At 69.4% G+C, this 25,449-nt stretch carries 20 protein-coding genes; 7 read left to right on the forward strand and 13 right to left on the reverse strand.

What is annotated here, in order from left to right:
• Positions 1-151: 151 nt before the first annotated feature.
• On the forward strand, positions 152-931 hold the full coding sequence (locus tag JYK02_RS15490) for an SDR family NAD(P)-dependent oxidoreductase (protein WP_207051802.1): 780 nt from the start codon (positions 152-154) through the stop codon (positions 929-931).
• Between the two features lie 65 nt (positions 932-996).
• Entirely contained in the window at positions 997-1,875 is an 879-nt protein-coding gene (locus tag JYK02_RS15495) for an aldo/keto reductase (RefSeq protein WP_207051803.1), read from the forward strand.
• 1 nt (position 1,876) lies between these two features.
• On the opposite strand, the gene JYK02_RS15500 is transcribed toward JYK02_RS15495, so the two are convergent.
• A complete protein-coding gene (locus tag JYK02_RS15500) occupies positions 1,877-2,473 on the reverse strand; it encodes a TetR/AcrR family transcriptional regulator (RefSeq protein WP_207051804.1) in 597 nt (198 codons plus the stop codon).
• Between the two features lie 106 nt (positions 2,474-2,579).
• Here JYK02_RS15500 and JYK02_RS15505 point away from each other — a divergent pair, with 106 nt between their 5' ends.
• On the forward strand, positions 2,580-4,175 hold the full coding sequence (locus tag JYK02_RS15505) for an FAD-dependent oxidoreductase (protein WP_207051805.1): 1,596 nt from the start codon (positions 2,580-2,582) through the stop codon (positions 4,173-4,175).
• Positions 4,176-4,230: 55 nt separating this feature from the next.
• Complete coding sequence (locus JYK02_RS15510) at positions 4,231-5,604, forward strand: spondin domain-containing protein (protein ID WP_207051806.1); 1,374 nt, start codon at positions 4,231-4,233, stop codon at positions 5,602-5,604.
• Between the two features lie 10 nt (positions 5,605-5,614).
• Here JYK02_RS15510 and JYK02_RS15515 read toward each other — a convergent pair whose 3' ends face one another.
• Positions 5,615-6,973, reverse strand: coding sequence for a TerB family tellurite resistance protein (locus tag JYK02_RS15515; protein WP_242588758.1), 1,359 nt, complete (start codon positions 6,971-6,973; stop codon positions 5,615-5,617).
• 233 nt (positions 6,974-7,206) lie between these two features.
• The gene (locus tag JYK02_RS15520; RefSeq protein WP_207055140.1) at positions 7,207-8,061 is read right to left on the reverse strand and encodes a metal-dependent hydrolase; all 855 of its coding nucleotides are present in this window, start codon (positions 8,059-8,061) and stop codon (positions 7,207-7,209) included.
• A 211-nt stretch (positions 8,062-8,272) separates the two neighbouring features.
• Here JYK02_RS15520 and JYK02_RS15525 point away from each other — a divergent pair, with 211 nt between their 5' ends.
• The 3 genes from JYK02_RS15525 to JYK02_RS15535 are packed head-to-tail and all read left to right on the forward strand — an operon-like array spanning position 8,273 to position 11,523.
• Positions 8,273-10,123 carry an HSP90 family protein gene (locus tag JYK02_RS15525; RefSeq protein ID WP_207051807.1) on the forward strand — a complete coding sequence of 617 codons (1,851 nt, stop codon included), beginning with the start codon at positions 8,273-8,275 and terminating at the stop codon, positions 10,121-10,123.
• The gene (locus JYK02_RS15530; RefSeq protein WP_207055142.1) at positions 10,120-11,232 is read left to right on the forward strand and encodes a hypothetical protein; all 1,113 of its coding nucleotides are present in this window, start codon (positions 10,120-10,122) and stop codon (positions 11,230-11,232) included. The genes JYK02_RS15525 and JYK02_RS15530 overlap by 4 nt, the downstream gene beginning before the upstream one ends.
• Positions 11,233-11,241: 9 nt before the next feature.
• Positions 11,242-11,523 carry a hypothetical protein gene (locus JYK02_RS15535; RefSeq protein ID WP_207051808.1) on the forward strand — a complete coding sequence of 94 codons (282 nt, stop codon included), beginning with the start codon at positions 11,242-11,244 and terminating at the stop codon, positions 11,521-11,523.
• 57 nt (positions 11,524-11,580) lie between these two features.
• On the opposite strand, the gene JYK02_RS15540 is transcribed toward JYK02_RS15535, so the two are convergent.
• The 10 genes from JYK02_RS15540 to glmU all read right to left on the reverse strand — a co-directional run bounded on the left by JYK02_RS15540 (position 11,581) and on the right by glmU (position 25,193).
• Positions 11,581-11,940, reverse strand: a complete 360-nt coding sequence (locus JYK02_RS15540) for an Imm10 family immunity protein (RefSeq protein ID WP_207051810.1) — start codon at positions 11,938-11,940, stop codon at positions 11,581-11,583.
• Positions 11,941-11,976: 36 nt separating this feature from the next.
• Positions 11,977-12,273 carry a YrhB domain-containing protein gene (locus JYK02_RS15545; protein ID WP_242588760.1) on the reverse strand — a complete coding sequence of 99 codons (297 nt, stop codon included), beginning with the start codon at positions 12,271-12,273 and terminating at the stop codon, positions 11,977-11,979.
• A gap of 4 nt (positions 12,274-12,277) precedes the next feature.
• Positions 12,278-12,730 (reverse strand): hypothetical protein, encoded by a 453-nt coding sequence (locus JYK02_RS15550; RefSeq protein ID WP_207051812.1) that lies wholly within the window; start codon positions 12,728-12,730, stop codon positions 12,278-12,280.
• Positions 12,731-12,735: 5 nt separating this feature from the next.
• Complete coding sequence (locus JYK02_RS15555; protein ID WP_207051813.1) at positions 12,736-15,045, reverse strand: Tex family protein; 2,310 nt, start codon at positions 15,043-15,045, stop codon at positions 12,736-12,738.
• 53 nt (positions 15,046-15,098) lie between these two features.
• Positions 15,099-17,156, reverse strand: a complete 2,058-nt coding sequence (locus tag JYK02_RS15560) for a glycosyl hydrolase family 28-related protein (protein WP_207051814.1) — start codon at positions 17,154-17,156, stop codon at positions 15,099-15,101.
• Between the two features lie 161 nt (positions 17,157-17,317).
• Entirely contained in the window at positions 17,318-19,549 is a 2,232-nt protein-coding gene (locus tag JYK02_RS15565; RefSeq protein WP_207051815.1) for an alkaline phosphatase D family protein, read from the reverse strand.
• Positions 19,550-19,716: 167 nt separating this feature from the next.
• On the reverse strand, positions 19,717-20,802 hold the full coding sequence (recA, locus tag JYK02_RS15570) for a recombinase RecA (protein ID WP_207051816.1): 1,086 nt from the start codon (positions 20,800-20,802) through the stop codon (positions 19,717-19,719).
• 112 nt (positions 20,803-20,914) lie between these two features.
• The gene (locus JYK02_RS15575) at positions 20,915-21,616 is read right to left on the reverse strand and encodes a hypothetical protein (protein ID WP_207051817.1); all 702 of its coding nucleotides are present in this window, start codon (positions 21,614-21,616) and stop codon (positions 20,915-20,917) included.
• A 226-nt stretch (positions 21,617-21,842) separates the two neighbouring features.
• On the reverse strand, positions 21,843-23,678 hold the full coding sequence (gene glmS, locus JYK02_RS15580) for a glutamine--fructose-6-phosphate transaminase (isomerizing) (protein WP_207051819.1): 1,836 nt from the start codon (positions 23,676-23,678) through the stop codon (positions 21,843-21,845).
• Positions 23,679-23,792: 114 nt separating this feature from the next.
• On the reverse strand, positions 23,793-25,193 hold the full coding sequence (gene glmU, locus JYK02_RS15585; protein WP_207051821.1) for a bifunctional UDP-N-acetylglucosamine diphosphorylase/glucosamine-1-phosphate N-acetyltransferase GlmU: 1,401 nt from the start codon (positions 25,191-25,193) through the stop codon (positions 23,793-23,795).
• Between the last annotated feature and the right edge of the window lie 256 nt (positions 25,194-25,449).

Consider the following 25,449-nt stretch of genomic DNA (forward strand, 5'->3'; position numbering starts at 1 on the left):
CATGGCCGCCCAGCCCCCGTTACCCAGCGGCCGAGGGTGCGGCCCCGGCGGCGTGCGCTTCGCGTTGGCAGTCCCCATCTCCAGCATTCATTGCGACGGGCCCCAGCGCGCACCCTCTTCACCTTTCAAGTTCACCTTTCAAGGAGCAGGCATGGCAGGCAGTCGAGGGACAGCGTTGGTGACGGGCACGTCCGCGGGAATTGGCGCGGTGTATGCCCGGAGGCTGGCGGCGCTTGGACATGACCTCGTCCTCGTCGCGCGGCGGGAGGAGCGGCTGAAGGCGCTGGCGGCGGAGCTGACGGCGGCGCATGGCATCCGCGCGGAGGTGCTGCGGGCGGACCTCACCGTGCACGCGGACCTCCAGCGGGTGGCCGGGCGCGCGGCGGGTGAGGACATCACCCTGGTCATCAACAACGCGGGCGTGGGCGGCTACGGCCCCTTCGCGCAGGTGGAGCCCGCGGCCCTGGAGGGTCTGGCGAACCTGCACATGATGGCGCCCATGCTGGCCACGCGCGCGGCGCTCCCCGGCATGCTGGCGCGCGGGAGGGGCGCGGTCATCAACGTCGCATCCCTGCTCGCCTTCTCCGGCGCGCTGCCGCCGGGCCCCCTGCCCCACCGCACCACCTACGCGGGCGCGAAGGCGTTCCTCGTCCACTTCACCCGCACGCTCGCGGGCGAGCTGCGCGGCACGCCCGTGAAGGCCCAGGTCGTCTGCCCGGGCATGACCTTCACCGAGTTCAACGGCGGCTACCCCGGCACCATGTCGCCGGAGGACGTCGTCACCGCGTCACTCGTCGCGCTGGAGCGTGGCGAGACGGTCTGCGTCCCCGGACTGGAGGCCGCGGAGGCCCTGGAGGCGCTGGAGAAGGCCGAGGTCGGCCTGCTGCGCGGGGCCACCCACGCCCTGGCCGGGCGCTACCGGACTGTCTGATTCCCGGAAACGCATTTCCTGCACATGCATCTATTCGGGCATTCACCTGCACGGAGGAAGCACCCATGAGCGGAACCTCGACGCGACCCGCGGAGCAGAGCGGCACCTTCAAGCTGGGCGGGGACCTGCCCGTCCACCGGCTGGGCTATGGCGCCATGCAGCTCACCGGCCCCGGCATCTGGGGGCCGCCCAAGGACCGGACGGAGGCGGTGCGGGTGCTGCGCCGCGCGCTGGAGCTGGGCGTGGACTTCATCGACACGGCGGACTCCTACGGCCCCTACGTCAGCGAGGAGATCATCGCGGAGGCCCTGCACCCCTACGCCAAGGGCGTGGTGGTGGCGACCAAGGCGGGCCTGGTGCGCACGGGGCCCAATGAGTGGCACCCGGTGGGCGCGCCGAAGTACCTGCGCCAGCAGTTGGAGATGTCGCTGCGCCGGCTGAAGCTGGAGCGCATCGACCTGTACCAGTTGCACCGCATCGACCCGAAGGTCCCGGTGGAGGAGTCGCTGGGCGAGCTGAAGGCGCTGCAGAAGGAAGGGAAGATCCGCCACATCGGCCTGTCGGAGGTGTCGGTGGAGGAGATCCAGCGGGCGCGCAAGGTGGTGGACATCGTGTCGGTGCAGAACCGCTACAACCTGACCGACCGCGTGCACGAGAAGGTGCTGGACTACTGCGAGAAGGAGAACCTGGGCTTCATCCCCTGGTTCCCCCTGGCGACGGGCGGCCTGGCGAAGCCGGGGAGCACGCTCGACTCCGTGGCGAAGAAGCACGACGCGACGCCCGCGCAGATTGCCCTCTCCTGGCTGCTGGCGCGCTCGCCGGTGATGCTGCCCATCCCCGGCACGTCCTCCGTGAAGCACTTGGAGGAGAACCTCGCGGGCGCGGAGGTGAAGCTCACCAAGGACGAGCTGTCCGCCGTGGACGCGCAGGCGTCCGGCCGCTGAGTCACCTGCGCTTCAGGTAGCGCAGGAGGAGCGTCACCAGCTCCTCCTGCAGCAGTCCCTGGGACAGGGACTCGGGGCGCTCCACCACCGCGCGGTGGATGACCGCGTGGGCCACGGTGTCGATGAGCCACAGCGCCAGCTCCGGGTCCGGCACGTCCGTCTTGAACCTTCCCAGCGCCTCCAGCATGGGTGCGTCCTCCGGCCCCCACTTCCTGGCGGGGCGCGAGGGCATCTCCTCCGTCAGCGCGTGGTGCAGCTTCGGGTTCACCGCGTGCGCCGCGAAGCCCAGCGCCACCATCGTCCGGATGAGCTCCTCCAGCGTGTCGAACCTCCGCGTCGACAGCACCTCGCCCGCGGCGGCGCGCTGCTCCTTCACGTGACGGCGCAACACCTCCGCCACCAGCGCCTCCTTGCCGGGGAAGAACTGGTACAGCGACGCCACGTTGACGCCCGCCCGCTCCGCGATGCGGTTCGTCGTCAGCTTCGCGTAGCCGTCGCGCACCAGAATGTCAGCAGTCGCCTGCACCAGCGCGTCCACCGTCGCGCGCGAGCGCTCCTGCGTGGGCGTCTTCCGAGGGGAAAGCTTCGCGCGCGGCATGCCGGGCTCCTGGGGCGGGAACGCAAGCTGACAACATAAGCACTCCCTTACATTCTTGTCTCCGTCGCACTTGGCCCGAGCAAGGGCCCGCGACAGGAGACCTTCCATGTCCCAGGCAACCCTGCCGGTGCTCGTCATCGGCGCCGGCCCCACCGGTCTGACGCTCGCGTGTGACCTCGCGCGCCGGGGCGTCCGCGTGCGCATCGTGGACGCGGCCCCGCGGCCCTTCGTCGGCTCTCGCGGCAAGGGGCTTCAGCCCCGCACGCTGGAGGTGATGGACGACCTGGGCGTGCTCGACGCCTTGCTCGCCGCGGGCAGCGCCTATCCGCGCATGCGCATCCACTGGCGGCGCTTCGTCGTGGGGCGCTGGAGCATGATGACCCCTCGCGCCCCGACCCCGGACGTGCCCCATCCCAATGGCTTGCTCGTGCCCCAGGCGCGCACCGAGGGCATCCTGCGCGACCGGCTGGCCTCGCTGGGCGTCACGGTGGAGTTCGGCACCGCGCTCACCGGCTTCACCCAGGACGGCACCGGTGTCACCGCCACGCTCCTCCGGGATGGCGCGGAGGAGACCGTCCGCGCGGAGTACCTGGTGGGCGCGGACGGTGGACACAGCCGCGTGCGCAAGGAGCTGGGCCTGAGCTTCCACGGCGTCACCCATGAGGAGGAGCGCATGGTCGTGGGCGACGTGTGCGTGGACGGACTGGACCGCGCGCACTGGCATGTGTGGCCCTTCGCGAGGGGCGGCATGGTGGCGCTGTGCCCGCTGCCCGGCACGGACCGCTTCCAGCTCGCCCTCCAGGTGAAGCCCGGTGACACCGTGCCGGAGCTCACCGAGGCCGCGATTCACCAGCGCTTCCAGGAAGGGGCCCGCCCTGGCGTCAGGCTGCGCCTGCACGACGCGAGCTGGCTGTCCGTGTACCGCCCCAACGCGCGCATGGTGGACCGCTACCGCGTGGGCCGCGTCTTCATCGCGGGCGACGCCGCGCACGTGCACCCGCCCACGGGAGGCCAGGGGCTCAACACGGGCGTGCAGGATGCCTACAACCTGGGCTGGAAGCTGGGCCACGTGCTCCAGGGTGCGGACCCTTCCCTGCTCGACACCTACGAGGCGGAGCGGCTGCCCGTCGCCGCGCAGGTGCTCGGGCTGTCGTCGAAGCTGTTCGACGGAATGCGGCAGGGGCGCATGAAAGCCATGAAGCGGGGCGACGAGGTGCGGCAGTTGAGCCTGAGCTATCGCGGCGGTCCGCTCGCGCTGGAGGCCCCCGGCGATACGGCCCGAGTGCAGGCCGGTGACCGCGCCCCGGACTCGCCGGGCGTGGATGCCCAGGGCAAACCTGTCCGACTGTCGGACAGGTTTCGCGGCCCGCACTGGACGCTGCTCGCCTTCGGCCCGGGCCCTTCGGACCTTCACGCGCGCTTCGGTGACACCGTGCGCGTCGTCCGCGTCCTCCCGAGGGGAGCGAGCCCTGAAGCCCATGCCCTGCTCGACACGGACGGCCACGCGCACCGGACCTATGACGTGGCACCGGGCACGGGCGCGCTCATCCTGGTGCGCCCGGATGGCTACGTGGGACACGCGTCCCGGCCCGGCGACCTCGCGGCGCTGGAGCGCTTCCTGACGCCGCTCCTGCCCCGGCCCTCCTCGCGAGCAATCCCATCCAGGCACCTGGGCGTAACCACCGCCCAGCCACCTGCGTAGTGGGAGCAACGCTGTCGGGCTTCACGATTCCGCGAGGCCCAGGGAGACTCCCGCCATGTCCATCCGCTCCTTTCGTGGAAGCGCCGCCTGCGCCGCGCTCGGTCTGCTCACGCTGTCCGCCTGCGGCTCCGGCGACGACACCGACCCGTCCTCCCGGCGCTTCCGCGTGCGCATCGAAAACGTGGCGCCCTTCCAGCAGCTCAAGTCCGGCCGCTTCGACACGAAGGTGAGCGGCACGTCACCGGGCCCGCTGGCCCCGGGTGACACCTACGAGTTCAGCTTCACCGCGGGCCGCAACCACCGGCTCTCTTTCGCCACCATGTTCGGCCAGTCCAATGACTGGTTCTTCGGCACCGAGCCGCAAGGCATCCCGCTCTACTCCGCGGACGGACAGCCGCTGACCGGGAACATCACCTCGCGCGTCATCCTCTGGGACGCGGGCACGGAGGTGGACGAGGAGCCCGCCGTGGGCGCGCACACCGGCCCGAAGCAGGGCACGTCCACGGATGGACCGGGCATCAAGGACTTCAACTCCCAGGTGCGGCGCGTGGGCTCGCGGCCCGTGCTCAGCAGCGGCCAGACGTTCGCCTTGCCGGACCTCGCGTCGATGATCCGCGTGCAACTGGCCCACGACGCGGCCACGAACCGCTTCACCATGCGCATCGACAACGTCTCCGACGACCGGACCACCCTCAGCACCTCCGAGGGCATCAAGCCCGTGCGCATCTCGCCGGGCGTGTGGACCGTGACGGCGGGCAGCGAGCCGTTCTTCACCGAGGGCCAGCCGGACCGGGGCCAGGGCCTGGAGGCCATCGCGGAGGGCGGCGACACCACCGCGCTGCACACCTGGCTCACGCCTCGCAACGGCGTGGCCACGCCGCTGTCACCGGGCGTCTTCGCCGTGCACAACGCCACCGCGCCGCTGTTCACGGAAGGGGCGCAGGACCGGGGTCAGGGCCTGGAGGCGCTCGCGGAGATGGGCGATGATTCGCGTCTGAGCAGCGCCCTCTCCACGACGCCGCCCACGGGCGTGAGCGCGTCAGGCACCTTCAACACGCCGGTGGACGCGTCCGCGCCCGGTCCGCTGCTGCCGGGCCATGCCTATGAATTCACCGTGACCGCGCGCCCGTCAGAGCGGCTGTCCTTCGCCACGATGTTCGGCCAGTCCAACGACTGGGTCTTCGGCACGGACGAGCAGGGCATCGCGCTGTTCGACAAGGACAACATGCCGGTGACGGGCGACCTCACGTCCAAGGTGTACCTGTGGGACGTGGGCACGGAGCTGGACGAGGAGCCCGCCGTGGGCCCGCACCAGGGCGCCCCCGAGTGGACCCTGGACTCGGACAGGACCGTGCGCCGCGTGCCCGGGTCGCGCTACGCCACGCCGCTGTCCCAGCACCTGCGCCTCACCATCACCGAGGCGAACTAGACAGCCGGGCTCAGACGGCCTCGCGCTCCAGGGTGTCCTCGTCGTCCGAGTCCACCGCGGGGCCGTCCTGGAAGGCGCTGGGCAGCAGGCTGAAGGGCAGCACCTTCGCCAGCGCCGCCAGGAGCAGGATGCCGCCCGGCGCGGCGAAGATGGCCAGCGCGGGGATGGCCTTCGCCACGTCGATGAGCTGGGCGCGCATGCGCTGCCGCTCGTCGGCGGTGAGCGTCTGGCGCCGCGCCGCCTTGGTGAGCAGCACCGCCAGGTCGCCCGTCTCGCGCGCCTCCTGCATGAGCCGGTGGTAGTTCTTCTCCAGCGTCTCCTGCATGCCGCCCATGAGCTCCTCGCCCATGGCGCCCGCCGCGTCCGACACGGTGAAGACATCCACCAGCGAGCGGTGCCGCGCGTAGAACTCCGCCATCTCCAATTCCAGACGCCGCAGCTCCGCGTGCGGCACGTGCAGCGCGCCCGCCAGCGTGTCGATGAAGGCCCGCTCCCGCCGCGTGCGCCGGCCGTCCACGAGCGCCGCCAGCAGCGTCTGCTCCAGCAGCAGGTGGCGCATGTCCACGCTGCGCACGCGGCGCACCACGTCCCGCACGTCGCGCTTGCGCTCGAAGGACTGGCGCACCGCGGCCTTCACCTCACCCTCCAGCGCGTGCGGCAGCTTCAGTCCCTCCACCTGCCGGAGGATGGCGCGGCGCGCGGGCTGGCTGGGTTCGCGGTCCACGCACGCGAGCGCCGTGAGCACGTCCACCAGCAGCGCCTTCTGCCGCGCCGCGAAGTCCCGCCGCCGCTCCGCTCCCGCGCGCGACAGGCGCCCGCTGGCGAACAGGTCGATGGCCTGCCGGCAGAACAGCTGCGCGTCCGCGTACTGCGCGCCGTTGTGCAGCACCAGCCCGTACACGGGGTCCCCGGCCAGCGACGGCGCCCGCTTGTCGAGCGCGTCCTCCACCCGGCCCACCATCCGCCGGGGCACCGGCAGCCCCGCCGCGAGCCGCGCGTCCAGCGCCAGGGCCAGGTCCAGCTCGCCCGCCAGCACCGCGAAGAGCACCAGCAGCTGCTCCACCCGGGGGCCCTGCGGCGCGTCCATCACCCGCGCCAGGTCCAGCGCCATGCGCGCCAGCGTGCGCACCACGGCGTGGAACAGCTCGTCCTCCAGGGCGCGCGCCGGGACGTCCGCGGGCTCACCGCCATCCACCGGCGACGGCAGCGGCACGGGCGTGCCGTAGACGAGCCCCGAGGCCCGCAGCGTGCGGCGCAGGAAGGCACGCCCCCGGGCACGGCCCGAGGAAGCGTCCAGGAGCGGGGGCGACGGGACGGGCGTGGGAGCCTGGGCATGCGCCGCGACCACGTCCGCCAGGAGCGTGGCCAACCAGGTCCCCCTTCCGAAAACCAGCACCGACACCGGTACACCCCTCGAACGCGCGCGGCCGGACCCCGCCGGAAGCGCACGAGGCGGGGAATAACCCAGTCGCCTCCGGGATGCCACCCGGCCCCAGGCCAGCGCGGGCGTCGTGCAACGGATGCTGATGGCTGGTGGAAAAAACAGCGCGCCCGTCCACCAGGAGCGGACGGGCGCGCGTCAACGCGAGCGGTCAGGAAGGCCTACAGCGCGGTGGCCTTGCCGGGCTCCAGGGAGACCACCTTGGCGGTGCCCTTGGACTTCTTCAGCTCGGAGGTGAGCGCGTCCGGGGTGCCGGCGAGCGCGGGGAAGGTGCCGTAGTGCATGGGCACCACGGACTTCACCTTCAGCAGCCGGGCGGCGACGGCGGCCTGCGCCGGGTCCATGGTGAAGTGACCGCCGATGGGGAGCATGGCCACGGTGGGCTTGAACTGCTCCGCGATGAGGGCCATGGACTGGAAGGCCCCGGTGTCACCGCCGTGGTACAGCGTGGGGCCGTTGGCGATTTCAATGACGAAGCCCATGGGCGCGCCCGCGTACTGCGACGGGGACTTGGGGTCCGCCTGGTAGCTGCTGGAGTGCACCGCCTCCACGAAGTGGATGGTGGCGTCCTTCACGGTGAACGTCCCGCCCACGTTGCCGCCCATGCCCTGCGCCTCCGGCAGGCCGAGCAGCGACACCAGCTCGAAGGAGCCGTACACCTTGGCGCTGGTCTTCTGGGCCAGGGCCTTCGTCTCACCCACGTGGTCGAAGTGGCCGTGGGACACGAGGATGGCGTCCACCGCCTCCGGCCAGGTCGCGCCCTGCGGCGCCTTGGGGTTGGTGAGCCACGGGTCGATGGCGAGGGTCGCGCCGCCCGGCGTCTTCACCACGAAGGCGGCGTGGCCCCACCACGTCACCTCCGTCTTGCCCGTCGTGGCCGCCGGCTTGCCCGCTGCCGGGGCCTTGGCCGCCGCCTTGGCGTCGGCCTTGGGGGAAGCCGGCGTGGCCTGCGCGAAGGCCGCGCCCGCGACGCCCAGCACCGCGCCCACCACCACTGCCTTCAGGTTGTTGCCCATCGTTGTCCGCTCCAGGAAGAGGGAAAGAGACGACATGCCACCGTGCCGCCTTCGAGGCGCCGCACGGCCGGGGCGCGACATACCACCCCGCCAGGGAGGCGGAAGGGGGCTGGCGTGTCCGGTTGCCATGGGAAGGACACATGCCTTCATCCACCCACGGCGGGGGATTGTGGCCCCGGGGAGGAAGCAGCGCGCTACGCTCGATGGCCGCGTGGACCATCGATTCCAAGTCAGCCTCCGTGGGGTCATCGACCTCCTGTCCCACCACCTGTACAGCTCGCCCGGGGTCTACGTGCGGGAGCTGCTCCAGAACGCCACGGACGCCCTCCGCGCCCGCCAGCAGTTGGAGCCCCAGGCAACGGGCGCCGTCGGGCTGGAGCTGCGGGAGAAGCAGGACGGCGGGCCGCCCACGCTGCTCTTCACGGACGAGGGCGTGGGGCTGACGGAGGAGGAGATCCACCGCTTCCTGGCCACCATTGGCGAGTCCTCCAAGCGCGAGCAGCTGGAGGCGCGCCGCAACGACTTCATCGGGCAGTTCGGCATCGGCCTCTTGTCGTGCTTCATGGTGTGCGACGAGCTGCTGGTGGTGACGCGCTCAGCGAAAGGGGACGGGCGGACGCTGGAGTGGCGGGGCCGGCACGACGGCACCTACGACGTGCGCGTCTCCGAGCACCCGCTGGACGCCCCCGGCACGCACGTCTACCTGGTGGCCCGCGCGGACATGACGGAGTGGTTCACCCCGGAGCGCGTGCGCCAGCTGGCGAAGCACTATGGCGGTCTGCTGCCCTTCCCCGTGCGGCTCACGGTGGACGGGAAGACGGAGACGCTCAACCCGGACGGCCCGCCCTGGCGCCGCTTCTACGAGACGCCCGGGGACCGGCGGCAGGCGCTGCTCGCGTACGGGCGCGAGGTGTTCGGCACGGACTTCCTGGATGTGATTCCGCTGCGCTCGGAGGCGGGGGACGTGGACGGCGTGGCGTATGTGTTGCCGGCGTCGCCGCACTTCAATGCCAGACAGAAGCACCGCGTGTACCTGAAGCAGATGCTCCTGTCGGAGAGCGCGGAGAACCTGCTGCCGGAGTGGGCGTTCTTCGTGAAGTGCGTGGTGAACGCGAACGGGCTGAGGCCCACCGCGAGCCGCGAGTCCTTCTACGAGGACGCGGTGCTGGCGAAGGCGCGCGAGGCGCTGGGGCAGTCCCTGCGCCAGTACCTGATGGACCTGGCGCGCGAGGAGCCCAAGGCGCTGCAGCGGCTGATTGCGCTGCATGGGCTGTCGGTGAAGGGGCTGGCGCTGGACGACGATGACTTCTACCGGCTGGTCATCCACTGGCTGCCTTTCGAAACCTCGCTCGGGGTGATGACGCTGGCGGACTACCGGCGGTCGTGGCCGGTGGTGCGCTACACGCCGACGCTGGACGCGTTCCGGCAGGTGGCGCGGGTGGCGGGGGCGCAGGGGTTGTGCGTGCTGAACGCGGCGTACACGCACGACACGGCGCTGCTGGAGAAGCTGCCGCACGTGGTGCCGGAGGCGCAGGTGGCGCCGTTCTCGTCGGCGGACCTGCCGCAGAGCTTCGAGGAGCTGACGCTGGACGAGCGCGAAGCCGTCTATCCGCTGCTGCGTCTGGCGGAAGGCGTGCTGGCGCCGTTCCGCTGCGCCGTGGAGGTGAAGAAATTCTTCCCGGCGGAGGTGCCCACGCTCTACAGCTCGGACGCGGAAGGGGCGTTCCGGCGGGACGCGGAGCGGGCGCGGGAGGAGTCGGACGACCTGTACGCGGGCGTGCTGGACGGGGTGATGGCGGGCACGGGCGGCCAGGAGCGGGCGCTGCTCTGCCTCAACCTGCACAACCCGGTGGTGCGGAGGCTGGCGGCGGTGGAGGGGCGGGAACTGCTGAAGCTGTCGCTGGAGATGCTCTACGTGCAGGCGCTGCTCTTGGGACAGCACCCGTTGAACGCGCAGGAGATGGCGCTGCTGAACCACGGGCTCCTGGGGCTCATCTCGGCGAGGCTGGACGAGGGTGGCGGGGGCGGTTCGTCGGGCCCGGGCTCGCGGGGGATGCACTGATGGCGGACTGGCGCCAGCAGGTGGAGGCGTTGCGCGCGCAGGCGGGCGAGCTGCCCGAGGGCGACGCGAAGGTGCGCGCGCTGGAGGAGGCGGTGCGGCTGGTGGACGTGCACGGCGACGTGCCGCTGGGGTACGAGCTGCGGGACGCGCTCATCGACGCGGCGACGTTCGGGGGTTATCCGGACAAGGCGCTGGTGGCGTTCGCGTGGTGCCGGGGGCAGCAGAAGAAGGACCCGCAGCGGTTCGACCCGGAGGACATGCTCTGGAAGCAGAAGTGGGTGGTGGGGCGGCTGGACGAGTTCCCGCACATCAGCCGCAAGCAGATCGCCGACGCGCTGGATGACGTGGACCAGAGCTTCGCGAAGCTGGACGCGGGCAGGCGCGCTGCGCTGAAGCTGCGCTACCAGATGGCCCGGGACATGGGGGACACGGCGGAGGCGGAGCGCCTGTGGGAGGCGTGGCTGGTGGCGCCCAGGGACCACCTGACGGACTGCCGCGTCTGCGAGCTGGACGACGAGCTGGACCACCACGTGGACAAGGGCGAGTGGGAGCAGGCCATCCAGAAGGCGAAGCCCATCCTGGACGGGCGTCAGTCCTGCGCGGAGATCCCGCACCTGACGTTGGGCACGCTGCTGTATCCGTTCTTCAAGCTGGAGCGGATGGACGAAGCCAGGGCCTGCCACGTGCGCGGCTACGCGATGGTGGCGAAGAACCGCGAGTTCCTCTCCACGGTGGGAGAGCACCTGGAGTTCCTGGCGCTGACCGGCAATCTGTCGCGAGGCCTGACGCTGCTGGAGAAGCACCTGGGCTGGGCGCTGGAGCACGCCAGCCACCGGGACCGATTCACCTTCTACACGGCGTCCTCCTTCCTGCTGGGCCAGGTGGTGAAGGACGGCCGCGACGAAGTGAGCCTGCGATTGCCGCGCGCGTTCCCGCTGCACGCGGTGGACGGAGGCTACGGGACAGGAGCCCTGAAGGACTGGCTGGACTCCCAGGCACGGGACATCGCGGCACGGTTCGACGCGCGGAATGGGACGAAGCGCTTCACGGGACTGCTGGCGCGCAATGAAATCCTGGCGAAGGAAGCGCGGCTGTTCCCGTTGGATTGAGCTGGACCGATGACGGTCTCTCCAAAATACAAAGTGCTCATCGCCCTGGCGGCAGGCATTGCGCTGGGCAGGTTTCTCCTGCCAATCCTGGAGGGCCGTGTCTACCACGGCATCCAGATCCGCCAGGACAAGTCCAGCGGATGCGCCCTGTTCATCTCCGACAACAAGGAGATATTGGGGCATCACGTTCAACAGGGTGAAGGGGCGGATTTCGTAGACTGCGGGAAGGCCAAGGAAGTAGCGCCTGGAACCTGGATCGTGTGTGACTGCTCCAGGTTTCCTGCCAACTGAATATCCAACCTCAACCACCCACTCAAGCGCGCCGACCTGGCGCACCAGAGGGCATGGTCAAGTCCCTAGCAGCCGCTGAAGGGCCACCCGGAGAATCGGCAGGTAATGCGCTGAAACCTCCACATGGAATCCACCGTCGACTCCAAGCGCACTCGATGCCTGCTCATCGAGCGAGACTTCGATTGAGTTTTCACCGGCCATCCATCTTGTCACGCCGCCATGGTGACAAGCCCCACTCTCTGTACACAGGCAGTAGGTATCCATCCCGCTTGCTCGATCTTGGTCGTCGAACGAGAGGGCTTTCTGGATCTCAAGGCGAATGCCAGTCCCGTCGTGCCGCTCTGAGAGAACAACTGCATACGTGTTGATGTCTTGCATCTCTTCGACACTCACTGCAGCCGCATGGAATCGCCGCATATCCCCCTCCTCCCGCGGCCCAACAATCGCAACATGTCACTCCTTCGGCGCTCTTGGGCGCGCCTCATAGAGTGCGATGTAATGCTCAACAGGATAGGCCGAGCCAGTTACATGGATATCACCGGTCACCCTGTCTACAATCAAGGGCGCATTCCCTCCTACCGCGAAAGCCGGGTCTCCCGTTTCCACGTACCGCTTCGAGGAATAGAAGAAAACCCATCCAAACTCACGCTCGATCGTGCGTTCCTCGAGCACGACCAACTCCACCCCAGCTCGAACGCTCGCCCTACTCACATAGGCGTCCACCAGGACACGCGCCTCATTGCGATTCATTTTCTCAGTACCCGCTGAGTGGGAATCCAAGATCCTTGAGGGCCTTGAAGTAAGGCATGGAGCGCATCTCAGGGCATTTGAGGACCGCCTCCTGGAACTCCCTGGGCGGCACGTATTCGTGCGCATCGATGTAGTGGACGATCATCGCCGGAGCGACGAAGACCTTCGTCTCCCCGGGGATGAAGACGTTCTCCGTCCCGATGGCCCCCGACGCACCGCCGTAGGAGCTGCCCGCGAGCCTCCCCGCGAACTGGCAAAGCGAGCACAGGTGGACGCCCGCGGACACCACCGGAGGCTGCCAGGGCTTCGCACACAGGCGGAGCAGCGCCCTGAAGAATTTCTCGTCCACGGCGCCCCGGGGATACGCGTTCCCCTTTTCGAGCCAGCCCACCGCTAGCGACGACTGCTCCCACAGGCGCATGTAGCTGCAAGGAGCCAGGTCTTGAAAGTGAGCCATGGGGCTCAGCGCTTCAGCTTCGAGAACGGATTGTTGAACGGCTCCGGCTTCTTCGGCTGTGCCGGAGCCTGATTCACCGGCTTCTGCGCGGGCCGCTGCTGTTGCGGCGGCGGGGCACTCGGACGCGCTGCTTGCGCGGGCTTCCCCGACGGCTGCGGCGCCCCGCCTTCCAGCACCGCCCTCACCGACAACGCCAGACGCTTGCGCGCCAGGTCGACGGAGAGGACCTTCACCGTCAGCCGGTCGCCCACCTTCGCGACCTCCGACGGATCCTTGATGAAGCGCGCGGCGAGCTGCGACACGTGCACCAGGCCGTCCTGATGCACGCCCACGTCCACGAACGCTCCAAACGCTGTCACGTTCGTCACCACGCCCTGCAACACCATCCCCTCCTTCACGTCCTCCAGCGAGCGCAGGTCATCGCGCGTCGCGTGCGCCGTGAAGTCACCTCGCGGGTCGCGGCTCGGCTTCTCCAGCTCCGCCAGGATGTCCTTCAGCGTCAGCTCTCCCAGCTCCGGCCCCAGGTAGCGCTTTGCTTCAATCTGACGCACCAGCGCCGCGTTCCCCACCAGCGACGCGACATCCACGCCCAGGTCCTTCGCCATCCGCTCCACCACCGTGTAGCGCTCCGGGTGCACCGCGCTCGAATCCAGCGGCTCCGGCCCTCGCACGCGCAGGAAGCCCGCGGCCTGCTCGAACGTCTTCGGCCCCAGGCCGCTGACTTTCAGCAGCTCCCGCCGCGTGGTGAAGCGCCCCTTCGCCGCCCGGTGCGCCACCAGCTTCTTCGCCAGCGATGGCCCCACTCCGGACACGTGCTCCAACAACTGCGGCGACGCCGTGTTCACGTCCACGCCCACCGCGTTCACGCACGAGTCCACGACCTCGCCCAGCTTCTTCTTGAGCAGGCCCTGGTCCACGTCGTGCTGGTACTGCCCCACCCCGATGCTCTTCGGGTCGATCTTCACCAGCTCCGCCAGCGGGTCCTGCAAGCGCCGGCCAATCGACACCGCCCCGCGCAGCGACACGTCCAGCTCCGGGAACTCCTCCCGCGCCACCTCCGACGCCGAGTAAATGGACGCGCCCTGCTCGCTCACCGACACCACGGGCACCTGCACGCCCATCGCCTTCAGCGTGTCCCGCGTGAAGAGCTCCGCCTCGCGGCTGCCCGTGCCATTGCCCACGGCGATGAGCTCCGGCTTGTGCTTGCGCACCACCGCCTCCAGCAGCTTCGCCGCGCGCGCCCGCTCGTCCGCGCTCCGCTCCGAGTAGAGCGTCGTCGTCTCCACCACCGTCCCCGTCGCGTCCAGCATCACCAGCTTGATGCCCGTGCGCAGCCCCGGATCCAACGCCAGCACCGCCCGAGCCCCGGCAGGCGCCGCCAGCAGCAGGTGCCGCAGGTTCTCTCCAAACACCCCGATGGCGCCCTTGTCCGCGCGCTCCTTCAGCTCCGCGCGCAGCTCCGACTCCAGCGACGGCCCCATCAGCCGGTCCCACCCGTCCTCCACCGCCGCGCGCAACTCCCCCGCGAACAGCGACTGCGGCCGCGTCACCACGCGCGCGCTGAAGAGCCCCTTCACCTCGTCATCCGGCAGCCCCAGCTTCACCTTCAGCACGCCCTCCTCCTCGCCGCGCAACAGCGCCAGCACGCGGTGGGACGGGGCCTGCGACAGCGGCTCCTCGTGGCCGTAGTAGTTCTCGAACTTGGTCGTCTCACCCTTCTTCGCGGGCACCACGTCCGAGCGCAGCGTGCCCCGCTTCGTGCACAGGTCGCGGGCCTCGCGGCGCAGCTTCGCGTCCTCCGCCACCCGCTCCGCGCAGATGTCGCGCGCGCCCGCCAGCGCCTGCGCCACGTCCGCCACGCCCTTGTCCGCGTTCACGTAGGGCTTCACGCGCGCGTCCAGGTTCTCCCCGCGCTGGCCCTCCTGCTTCCACACCAGGTCCGCCAGCGGCTCCAGCCCCTTCTCCCGGGCGATGGCCGCGCGCGTGCGGCGCTTGGGCTTGTACGGCAGGTACAGGTCCTCCAGCTCCGCGCGCGTGCGTGCCGCGTCGAGCGCCTTCTTCAGCTCCGGCGTCAGCTTCCCCTGCTCCTCGATGCTGCGCAGGATGGTGTCGCGCCGCCCGTCCAGCTCCGCCCGCTCCGTGGCCCGGTCCAGGATGGCCTGGATTTGGACCTCGTCCAGGCCTCCCGTGGCCTCCTTGCGGTAGCGCGCGATGAAGGGGACCGTGCCTCCCTCTTCGTGCAGTGCGAGGGTCCGGTCCACCTGCTCCGGCTTGATGCCCAGCTCCTGGGCCAACGCGGCGGCATAGACGTGCATGGCGCCCGTCTATACCCCGGTCCGCCCGCGCCTCCCAGAGACGCGCTGCTTGCCTACTGGCGCACCAGCCGGATGGCGTCCAACGCCACGTTGTAGCCCGTGCTCGCCGCGTTCTTCCCAACAGTCGTGAACGTGAACACCTGGGGCTCCAGGTCCGTGAACGTCACCGTCCCCAGCTCTGCTTCCGCGAACTGCGTGGTGGCGGAGTACTCGTCCCGCGTCCCGCCCACCGCCACCCCGTTCACGTCCAGGCGGTACTGCCCCCGCCCGCTGTTGCGCTTGGTCCGCACCCGCACCGCGAACGTGCCCACCGTGCGAGGATAGAGCGTGTACGTCACCTTCGCGCCCACCGCGTTCGTGTTGTGGTAGCGGATGCCGCCCAGCTCCGGACCGGACTCCACGCCGGTGGACGACGCGTCCGGGGTGCTCGTCGGCTTCAGGTTCTCCGCCTGGTACACCAGCGCCCTCGCGTCGTGCTCCACCGCGCGCCCCAGCCGCTTCTGCGTCTGGTCCACGTACAGCGACTGCGGCACCAGCTCGTTCCCGGACTGCGTCACCTCCGCGAAGTCCGCCGGAGCCGTCTTCGTCGTCACGGACACGTCCACGCCCGTCGCGCTGCCGCGCATCCCAATCACATACCCCTGCCCGTACTGCTGCGAGCGCACCACGCTGGAGCCTCCGTACGCCGGCGCCTTTGCCCCGTTCGTGTTCCAGAACACGCTCTCCGTCGTCGTCACGCCGTGGCTCGTCGTGCCGTAGGGCGAGCGGTCCGCCGCCTCGAAGCGCTCCTGGTACAGCGTCGTGTTGTCCACCAGGTTCGCCGCGCTCAGGTGCATGTGGAAGTCAGACACCTTCTCGCCGTTGGACACGCGGTTGTTGAACAGCACGTTGCCGGTGGTGTGCATGGAGCGGAAGTCGAAGTTGTGCCGCCCGCCGTACGCCACGCTGTCCTTGAACAGGCTGTCGCTGCCACGAATGGAGAACAGGTACCCGTTTCCGCCCCCGCCCTTGTACTGGGGCTTGTTGATTTCACACGCCTCCACCGTGATGTTGCGCGCGTAGTTCAGGTCGATGCCGTTGGACGTCACGTGCACGTCCTGCGTGTTGGACGCAGGCCGGTAGGAACTGACGCCGCGCACCCAGCCGTCCACCACGTGGTTCATCAGGAGCGCCGTGGACTCGTGCACCTGGTACCCGCCCGTGCCCTGCACCGAGTAGTCCTCCTCCGCCATGCCCGGCGTGGGGTTCTCCCGCATGCCGATGGCCAGGTGCTCCACGCCCACCTCCGACAGGTGCGCGGGCACGCGGTACACCCGCGCGTTGTCGCGCATCAGCAGCCCCTGGCGCAGCGGGATGTCCAGCGTCAGCGTCCGCGTGGCCGCGTCCACCGCCACCACCTGCCGGTAGAACGCGGGCCCGGGCAGCGACGTCCACGTCGTGCCCATGTTGAGCTCGCCGCTGCGCGCCGCCGTCAGGTCCGCGCGCACCACCAGCCAGGTGCCCACGGTGTAGCCCGTCACGCTCGCCACCTGGATGCGCGTCGCCTGGTTGGGCGCGTCCTGCGTGAGCGCCGTCGCCGCGGTCGAAGCGGACGTCCAGGACACCGTCGTGTCGCGCGGGCCCACCTGCACCACGCGCTTGCTGCGCATGTCCGTCGCGGAGTTGTAGAGGAACGTCGCCGTCGCACCCTGCCCTCGCAGCACCACGTTGCTGTGATGGATGAGCAGCGCGTACGGCTTGCCCGAGGGCGGCGCCACCCGGTACGTGCCCCGGGGCAGGTACACCACCCCGCCGCCCGCCACCGCCCCGGCGTCGTCAATCGCCTGCTGCAGCACCGCCGTCACGTCCGCCCCGCCCGTGTTGTCCGCGAAGTACGGCGCCTGCGTCACGTCCAGCACCCGGTCCATCCGCACCGGCGGCTCCGCCTGCCGCATCCGGTAGCCCGCGTAGGAGAAGTCATGCAGGAACCGCGACGGCGTGCCCGGCTGCGAGTACCCCGGCGTCCACGTCGACGGATACAGCACGCTGCGCCAGGGCGCCGCGTCGGCCACCCCCACGGCGGCAATCAGCCCCGCCCCCAGCAGTCCCTGCCATCCCTTGCGCGCGCCCACGGTGTGCTCCTTCCCGGTGTCGGGTCCGGCCTCCCTGCAATGGAAGACCCATCCAAGGAAATCAGCACAAACGAGTAAAAACCAGAAGCCCCTCTGTATACAAAAAGGCCGCGAGGGGAGTGCCCCACGCGGCCCTTCGCTTCACTTCATGGCCGTCCGGCTCAGGCCGGCTGGATGTCGCTGTTCTTCACGCGGAAGGTGTGCGTGGTGAACTTCGCCTCCAGCTCGCTGTCCGCGCGCTTGGAGTAGTCCTTGGCCACCTCGGCGGCGGGGATGAGGTGGAAGGTGGCCAGCGTCTCATCCGCCTTCACCTCCACCATCACGAAGCCGTGCGAGTCCGCGTCCGCGAAGCGCATGCCCGGGTTGGACCGGGTGAGCGTCTGCTCCATCTCCGTGACGGCGTGCTGGTACACCGGCGCCCCCGTCGCGTAGCCCGCGCCAATCAGCGCCAGGCTGGCCAGGCTCTTGATGGAGCCGGAGGTGATGCCCGGCGCGGTCAGCATGGGCACGCCCTCCTCCACCGACGCGAACGACGCGTGGATGTCCCCGGAGATGAACAGCGTGTTCTGCACGCCCTGCGCCTTGAGCGTGTTGAGCATCACCTTCTTCTTCGTGGGGAAGCCGTCCCACTGGTCCACGCTGAAGTAGAAGCGCTGGCGCAGCGTCGGGTCGCTGATGTCCGCCTGCTGCCGGAAGTCCCAGATGAGCGCCGACAGCGACGTGGAGCTCACCACCATCTTCCAGGTGTTCTGCGCCGTGGCGAGCGTCTCCTGGAACCACTTCTCCTGCGCGGGGCCGAACACGTCCTCGCTCTTGCCCCCGGTCTGCTGGTACTTCACCGCCGCGAACAGGTCGAAGGTGTCCTTCACCACCACGTAGCGCGAGCCCTGGATGTTGAAGAGCGCCGCCTTGCCCATGTGCGCGTACGCCAGGCCCCGGGGCATGTCCGCCGTGGGCGTGATCTGCAGCGCCTTGTTCACCGCTGCCAGCACCTGGTTCACGTAGTAGAGCGCCAGCGGGCCCGCCACCCACTTCGCCGCCTTCACCGCGGCCTCCGCGTCCGTCAGGCCCGCGGCCTTCGCCTGGCTCACGTACACGCCCTGGAGCACCTTCTTCTGGGCCGCGTACGCCGCGTCGTCGATGTTCACGTACGCGAACGTGTCCGTCCGGAACGTGGCCTTCACCGCTTCCGGCTGGTCCTGGAGCGCCGCGCTCAGCAGCGGGTGCTCCAGCGCCACGGTGCCCGGATACCCGTCCTCCGGGATGAGGTGGTCCGGCCGGTAGCTGCGGTAGTCCGTCACCAGCAGCTTCAGGTGCCGGCCGTACTCGAAGTCACGGTAGATGCGCGAGTTGGGGAAGCGCGGCTCCTGGGCCACGTCGATGGCGCCTTCGGGCGACTGCACCGTGTCCAGCGGGATGTACTCCAGGAAGGCCTGCTCCGCGTTGAGCTTGCGGTTCTCCTGCGTCTCGTCCCGCTTGCCGTCCTCGTACGTGGCCACGTCCTGCCAGCAGTCGTCGGAGAACTCGTGGTCGTCCCAGACGATGATGAACGGGTAGCGCTCGTGCACCGCCTGCAGCTGCTTGTCCGTGCGGACGTTCTTGTAAAGGTCGCGGTAGTTGGACAGCGAGTTCGCCGCGAGGAACGCGGTGACGCCCGAGCCCTGCGGCAGGGCCTCTTCCGGCGCGCTGAAGCGCACGGCCCGGCCGCCGTCGCCGGACTGGAAGGACGTGTCGCCCGTCGTCTCGTAGACGTAGTCGCCCAGGAACACGACGAAGTCCAGGTCCGCGTCCAGCTGCAGCAGCCGCTGCCAGGCGTTGTAGTAGCGGCCAATGAAGTCCTGGCAGCTGGCGAAGACGAACTTCACCGGCACGTCATCCCCCGCCGCCGGCGCGGTGCGCGTGCGCCCCACGCGCGTGGTGTGCCGCTGGCCGTCCTTCTCGTAGCTGAAGCGGTAGTAGTACGTCGTGCGCGGGGACAGCCCCGTGACCTTCACCTTCACCGCGTGGTCGTGCTCCGCGAGCGCCCGCAGGTCCGTCTTCTCCACCACCAGCGTCTTGAAGTCCTCCGCCGGGGAGACCTCCAGCCGCAGGGGCAGGTCCTCACCGGCGCGGGCCGTGTCCTCCACGCGCACCCACAACACCACGCTGTCCGGGCGCGGGTCCCCCGACGCCAGCGACTGCGGGAAGTAGGGCGAGCCAGCCGAGCCCTCCGGCGTCTCGGCGTCGTCGTCGGAGCAGCCAAAGGTCGTCGTCGCCGCGACAGCAACCACGGCTTGCAGGAACGTGCGGCGTTTGAAGGGGTTGAACAAGGCGATGGACTCCAGCGGGAAGCGGGGGTGAAGGCGCTTCCAGAGCGCGCAGTCTAGAGGCGCTCCTCCCTCCACACGAAACATCCCGGCGACAGCCCGGTGATGACGGTGCGCGTCACGCGCCCAATCCCTCTCACGGTGAAGAAAAAGGGGCCGGCCCCATCGCTGGGAACCGGCCCCCTTCCGCTTCACCCGCCGCGCCGCTCCCCCCGGAGGTACGCGGCGGGCCCATGCTCACGAGCCGTGCGGGACTACTTCACGGCCTTCACGCGCGGGCGCTTCTCGCCTTCCGCGGGCTCGCTGGCTTCCGCCGCCGGAGCCGCCGCGGCCGCGGGCTTGCCGATGCCGTACTTCTCCAGCACCAGGCCCTCGACCTCCTTGTAGGTCTCCGGGTGCTCGCGCAGGTACTCCTTCGCGTTCTCCCGGCCCTGGCCGATGCGCTCTCCCTTGAAGGAGAACCAGCTGCCGCTCTTCTCGATGATGTTCTCGTTGGAGGCGAGGTCGATGAGGTCGCCCTCCTTCGAGATGCCCGCGCCGTACATGATGTCGAACTCGACTTCCTTGAACGGCGGCGCCACCTTGTTCTTCACGACCTTCACGCGGGTGCGGCTGCCCACCACGTTCTCGCCGTTCTTGATGGCGCCCACGCGGCGGATGTCCATGCGCTGCGACGCGTAGAACTTCAGCGCGTTGCCGCCCGTCGTGGTCTCCGGGTTGCCGAACATCACGCCAATCTTCATGCGGATCTGGTTGATGAAGATGACGCAGGTCTGGCTCTTGGAGATGGTGCCCGTGAGCTTGCGCAGGGCCTGGCTCATGAGGCGCGCCTGCACGCCCATGTGCGCGTCACCCATCTCACCCTCGAGTTCCGCCTTCGGCACGAGCGCGGCCACCGAGTCCACCACCAGCACGTCGATGGCGCCGGAGCGCACGAGCATCTCCGCGATTTCGAGGCCCTGCTCACCGGTGTCCGGCTGGGACAGGAGCAGGTCGTCGGTGCGCACGCCCAGCTTGCGCGCGTAGCCCACGTCCATCGCGTGCTCGGCGTCGATGTAGCCGCACACGCCGCCCTTCTTCTGGGCCTCGGCGACGATGTGGAGGCACAGCGTCGTCTTGCCGGAGGACTCCGGCCCGAAGATTTCGATGATGCGTCCGCGCGGCACGCCGCCCACGCCCAGGGCGATGTCGAGCGAAGTGGACCCCGTCGAAATGGCCTGGACGTCCTTCATCATGGGCTCGTCGTTGCCGAGCCGCATGATGGACCCCTTGCCGAACTGGCGCTCCACCGCGGCCAGCGCCAACTCGATCGCCTTTTCCTTCTCCTGATTCACGGCCATTTCTCGTCGCTCCTTGGAAGAGTGGACCACCCCGGTCCACCTGAACGCGCTTTTAGTACGCGATGGGTAGACCCTAGTCCACCCCTCTGACATCCGTTTCGGGTCCTGGCGGTCAGCTCTTGCGCAGGGCAGCCAGGAAGGCGGCCACCAGCCCGCCCAATCCAGCGGCCCAACCCGCCGGAACGTCCGGCACCAGCACCATCCCCAACCCGACCCCGGACACCACGGTCAGCAGCGCCAGGGCTCCGCGATACAGGGGAGAGCCCACGGCGGCAACCGTCAGCAGGGTCAGGGACAGCAGGGTCAAAAGCCCCTGCAGGATGAGCAGCCCGCCAGGCACGACGGCGCCCGTGAGCCCCAGCACCACCTGGAGGGCCAGCGCGCCCAGCCCCACCGCCAGCGCCGGGAAGGGGCCCCCCGGAGGAGGCGACAGCCGGGTGCCCGGGACGGGGGCGTTCTTCAGGTGCTCCAGGTCCTCCGGGCGCACCTCCAGCGCGTAGGGGAAGCCCAGCGCCAGCAGCGACTCCACCGCCGTGGCGCGGCAGGAGCGCCCGTCCGCGTCCACCAGCCCGTCCAGGTTGCCCCCCTCCAGCAGCCGGTGGAAGGCGTCCGCCTCCGGCCGTCCCCCGCCCTGCGCCGCCATCTCCTCCAGGAGCTGGTTGAGGTTCCAGGCCAGCCGCTGCCGCTCCTCGCCCTCCGCGCGCCGGGCCTGCTGCGCCAGCAGGTACATGGGCAGCGGCGAGTCCGTGGGCGGGGTGGGCGTGCCGCCCTGCGCCGGAGGCTCCCAGGCCGCCAGGTCCGACGGAGCCTCCACCTCCCCTCCAGGGTGGGGGGCGGGTGTGCGCGAACGTGGGCGGAAAGCATCGGACACGGTGGCGAAACTGTAACCGGGGCGCGGCGTGGGGTTCAAAGTGGGTGCGGCCCGCAACTTCCAAAGGGCAACGGGCCCCGCGCCGGGGGTGGCGGAAAAGAAGAAGCCCGGGCCCCCGTGAAGGGAGTCCGGGCTCTTTCAGAGCTTCAGGCGCGAAGGCCGTGAAGCGCTACTCGACGGTCACGCTCTTGGCCAGGTTGCGGGGCTGGTCCACGTCGTTCCCGCGCATCTCCGCCACGTGGTACGCGAGCAACTGGAGCGGGATGGTGGCCACCACCGGCGCGAGCAGCGCGCAGGCGGCGGGGATGCGGATGACGTGGTCGGCCAGGCTGTCCGCCTGGTTGTCGTCCTCGTCGAGGATGGCGATGACCTTGCCGCCGCGCGCGCGGACCTCCTCGATGTTGCCGATGATCTTCTCGTAGGCGATGTGCGGCTGCTTCGGCGCGATGACCACGACGGGCATCTTCTCGTCGATGAGCGCGATGGGGCCGTGCTTCATCTCACCGCCCGCGTAGCCCTCCGCGTGGATGTAGGAAATCTCCTTCAGCTTGAGCGCGCCCTCCAGCGCCACCGGGTGCATGGGGCCGCGGCCGAGGAAGAGGAAGTCCTGCGCGTTCATGAACTCGCGCGCGACGCGCTTCACCTGCGGCTCGCACTTGAGGACGTCCTCGATCATCTTCGGCACCTGGGTCAGGTGCGTCAGGTGCTCCTGCGCACCCTCCACGGACAGCGTGCCGCGCATGCGGCCCAGCTTCACCGCCAGCAGGTACAGCGTCACGAGCTGCGTGGTGAACGCCTTCGTGGACGCGACGCCAATCTCCGGGCCCGCGTTCGTGAGGACGTGCAGGTTCGCCTCGCGCGTCATCGCGCTGCCGATGACGTTGCAGATGGCCATGGTGTGCGCGCCCAGCCGCTTCGCTTCCTTGAAGGCCGCGAGCGTGTCCGCCGTCTCACCGGACTGGCTGATGGCGATGACCAGGTGGCTCTTCTCCACGATGGGGTCGCGGTAGCGGAACTCGCTGGCGAGCTCCACTTCCACCGGCAGGCGCGCCAGCGATTCAATCATGTGCTTGCCGGCCACGCCCGAGTGCCAGGACGTGCCGCAGGCCAGGATGGTGACCTTGGTGAAGGACTGGACCTGCTCCTGCGTGAGGTTCCAGGTCTCGAAGTGGACGTCGCCCTCGGTGAGGAGCATCCGGCCGCGCAGCGTGTCCGCGATGGCGCGGGGCTGCTCGTGGATCTCCTTGTGCATGAAGTGCTTGTAGCCGCCCTTCTCCGCCATCATCGGCGTCCAGTCGATGCGGCGCGTGGGGCGGTTCACCAGCTTCCCGTCGCGGTTGAAGATGTCGACCTTGGCGGCGGTGACGACGGCGAGGTCACCCTCCTCCATGTAGACGAAGTCACGCGTGTGCTCGAGCAGCGCCGGCACGTCGCTGGCGATGAAGTTCTGGCCCTGGCCCAGACCCAGCACCATGGGCGACGCGTCCTTCGTGCACACGATGCGGCCCGGGTCGTTGGAGCAGACCACCACGAGGCCGTAGGTGCCCTTCACCTGCTTGATGGCCGCGCGCACGGCGTCCGGCAGGTCCACGCCGCGCTCCACCTCCGCGGAGATGAGGTGCGCGAACACTTCCGAGTCCGTCTCCGACGAGAAGACGTGGCCGCGCGCGCGCAGCTCCGCCTTGAGCGCCAGGTGGTTCTCGATGATGCCGTTGTGCACCACCGCCACGTTCTTGTACGTGTGCGGGTGGGCGTTCTCGTCGGAGGGACGGCCGTGCGTCGCCCAGCGCGTGTGGCCGATGCCGGTGGTGCCCTTCGGCAGGTCCTGCACCACGCGGTTCTCCAGGTTGCGCAGCTTGCCCGTGGCGCGCACCACGTTGAGCTGGTTGCCACCCACCACCGCGACACCCGCGGAGTCATAGCCCCGGTACTCGAGCTTCTTCAGACCCGACACCAGGATGGGAGCAGATTCCTTGTCACCGACGTAGCCAACAATCCCGCACATGTTCTTCCTGCCTCTTTCTCGTCCCGCGGCCGCCGGAGCAAACCACGGGAATCCCGTTCACGCCCAACACGCCCAACCCCGCCCCGCCGACCGAACAGCAGGCGAGCACTCTTGCTAACCAGCCTTCACCTTCGTCTGCCGTGCCTTCTTGGCCGCCACCCAACCCTCCTTCACCACCTGTGGCGCACGGGACACAGCGAGGCTCCCAGGAGGCACATTTTTCGTCACCGTGGTGCCCGCGCCGACATACCCGCCGTCCCCCACCTTCACCGGCGCCACCAGCTGGCTGTCCGAGCCGATGAACACGCCATCGCCCAGTTCAGTCAGGTGCTTGTTCACCCCGTCATAGTTACAGGTGATGGTGCCCGCGCCGATGTTGCAGCCCGCGCCGATGTTCGCGTCGCCCAGGTAAGTCAGGTGGTTGGCCTTGCTGCCCTTGCCGATGCGGGCCTTCTTCGTCTCCACGAAGTTCCCCAGATGCACTTCCTCTGCCAACTCCGTGGCGGGGCGCAGCCGGGAGAACGGGCCGATGATGCACCGCTCACCCACACGCGCCTCCTCCAGCACGGAGTAGGGCTTGATGTGGGTGCCATCCGCCACGTGGGAGGCCGTGAGCACGCTGCCCTGGCCGATGATGACGCCCTTCCCGATGACGGTGCCGGCCATCAGCGACACGCTGGGGCCTACTTCCGTATCGGTGCCGATGGTGATGCCCTCTTCGATGTACGCGGTGGCCGGATCCTGGATGGACACGCCCGCGCGCATGTGGACTTCGTTGATGCGCTGCTGGAGGACGCGGGCGCGCGCCGCCAGCTCCACCTTGTCGTTCACGCCCGCGGTCTCCGTGGCGTCCGCGTCCACCGCGCCCACGGGGCCCACCTTGGCGGCCATCTCCACCAGGTCGGTGAGGTAGTACTCGCCCTGCGCGTTGACGGGTTTGATCTCCGCCAGCGCCTTCCAGAGGAAGGCCGCGTCCACGGAGTAGATGCCCGCGTTGCACTCCTTCACCGCGCGCTGCTCCGGGGTGCAGTCCTTGTGCTCCACGATACGGGAGACCTTGCCACCCTCGCGGATGACGCGGCCGTAGCCGGTGGGGTCCTCCAGCGTGGTGGACACCAGCGCCAGCACCCCGCCCGCCGCGTCGTGCGCGGACAGGAGCGCCTGGAGCGTCTCCTTGCGCAGGAGCGGCACGTCTCCGTAGAGGATGAGCACGCGGCCGTCATGGCCCTTGAGCGCGTCCTCTGCCGCCTTCACCGCGTCCGCCGTGCCGCGCTGCTCCTTCTGGAGCGCGAAGCGCAGGGGCGCGTCCGGGAAGTGGGCGCGGATGGACTTCTCCACCTCCGCGGCCTGATGTCCCACCACCGGCACCACGTGCGTGGCGCCCAGTTCCAGGGCCCGCTTCAAGGGATACGCGCAGAGGGGACGGCCGAGGATGGGGTGAAGGACCTTGGCCTTCTCCGACTTCATCCGCGTGCCCTTGCCCGCGCACAGCACAACCGCCGCCAGAGCTGTCATATGCGGCGGAGAATTAGGGAGCGCCGATCAACTCGTCAACCGCGTCCGGGCGTCAAACCTGATCGCGGAGCTTCCGGAGGGGGCCGGGCGCTGACTGCTACACACAACGTGTTGCATTGGACCGTGATGCCGAAGCGCGGCTTGTAGAACGTCGTCAGCCGCGCCGGAGTGGAGGCCGCGGTCGGAACGGACGCCGGGCTTTCCACGGGGTTCGGAGGACTCATAAGCACCGCCCGTTGCTGCACATGGCTCAAGA

Origin of the sequence: Corallococcus macrosporus, from assembly GCF_017302985.1 — a bacterium.
Classification (GTDB): domain Bacteria; phylum Myxococcota; class Myxococcia; order Myxococcales; family Myxococcaceae; genus Corallococcus; species Corallococcus macrosporus_A.

What these genes read in the sequence shown, in the direction of transcription:
- JYK02_RS15490 (WP_207051802.1), top strand. Translation starts at nt 152, where the DNA reads ATGGCAGGCAGTCGAGGGACAGCGTTGGTGACGGGCACGTCCGCGGGA.
- JYK02_RS15495 (WP_207051803.1), top strand. Translation starts at nt 997, where the DNA reads ATGAGCGGAACCTCGACGCGACCCGCGGAGCAGAGCGGCACCTTCAAG.
- JYK02_RS15500 (WP_207051804.1), bottom strand. Translation starts at nt 2,473, where the DNA reads ATGCCGCGCGCGAAGCTTTCCCCTCGGAAGACGCCCACGCAGGAGCGC.
- JYK02_RS15505 (WP_207051805.1), top strand. Translation starts at nt 2,580, where the DNA reads ATGTCCCAGGCAACCCTGCCGGTGCTCGTCATCGGCGCCGGCCCCACC.
- JYK02_RS15510 (WP_207051806.1), top strand. Translation starts at nt 4,231, where the DNA reads ATGTCCATCCGCTCCTTTCGTGGAAGCGCCGCCTGCGCCGCGCTCGGT.
- JYK02_RS15520 (WP_207055140.1), bottom strand. Translation starts at nt 8,061, where the DNA reads ATGGGCAACAACCTGAAGGCAGTGGTGGTGGGCGCGGTGCTGGGCGTC.
- JYK02_RS15535 (WP_207051808.1), top strand. Translation starts at nt 11,242, where the DNA reads ATGACGGTCTCTCCAAAATACAAAGTGCTCATCGCCCTGGCGGCAGGC.
- JYK02_RS15540 (WP_207051810.1), bottom strand. Translation starts at nt 11,940, where the DNA reads ATGCGGCGATTCCATGCGGCTGCAGTGAGTGTCGAAGAGATGCAAGAC.
- JYK02_RS15545 (WP_242588760.1), bottom strand. Translation starts at nt 12,273, where the DNA reads ATGAATCGCAATGAGGCGCGTGTCCTGGTGGACGCCTATGTGAGTAGG.
- JYK02_RS15550 (WP_207051812.1), bottom strand. Translation starts at nt 12,730, where the DNA reads ATGGCTCACTTTCAAGACCTGGCTCCTTGCAGCTACATGCGCCTGTGG.
- JYK02_RS15555 (WP_207051813.1), bottom strand. Translation starts at nt 15,045, where the DNA reads ATGCACGTCTATGCCGCCGCGTTGGCCCAGGAGCTGGGCATCAAGCCG.
- JYK02_RS15565 (WP_207051815.1), bottom strand. Translation starts at nt 19,549, where the DNA reads ATGTTTCGTGTGGAGGGAGGAGCGCCTCTAGACTGCGCGCTCTGGAAG.
- recA (WP_207051816.1), bottom strand. Translation starts at nt 20,802, where the DNA reads ATGGCCGTGAATCAGGAGAAGGAAAAGGCGATCGAGTTGGCGCTGGCC.
- glmS (WP_207051819.1), bottom strand. Translation starts at nt 23,678, where the DNA reads ATGTGCGGGATTGTTGGCTACGTCGGTGACAAGGAATCTGCTCCCATC.
- glmU (WP_207051821.1), bottom strand. Translation starts at nt 25,193, where the DNA reads ATGACAGCTCTGGCGGCGGTTGTGCTGTGCGCGGGCAAGGGCACGCGG.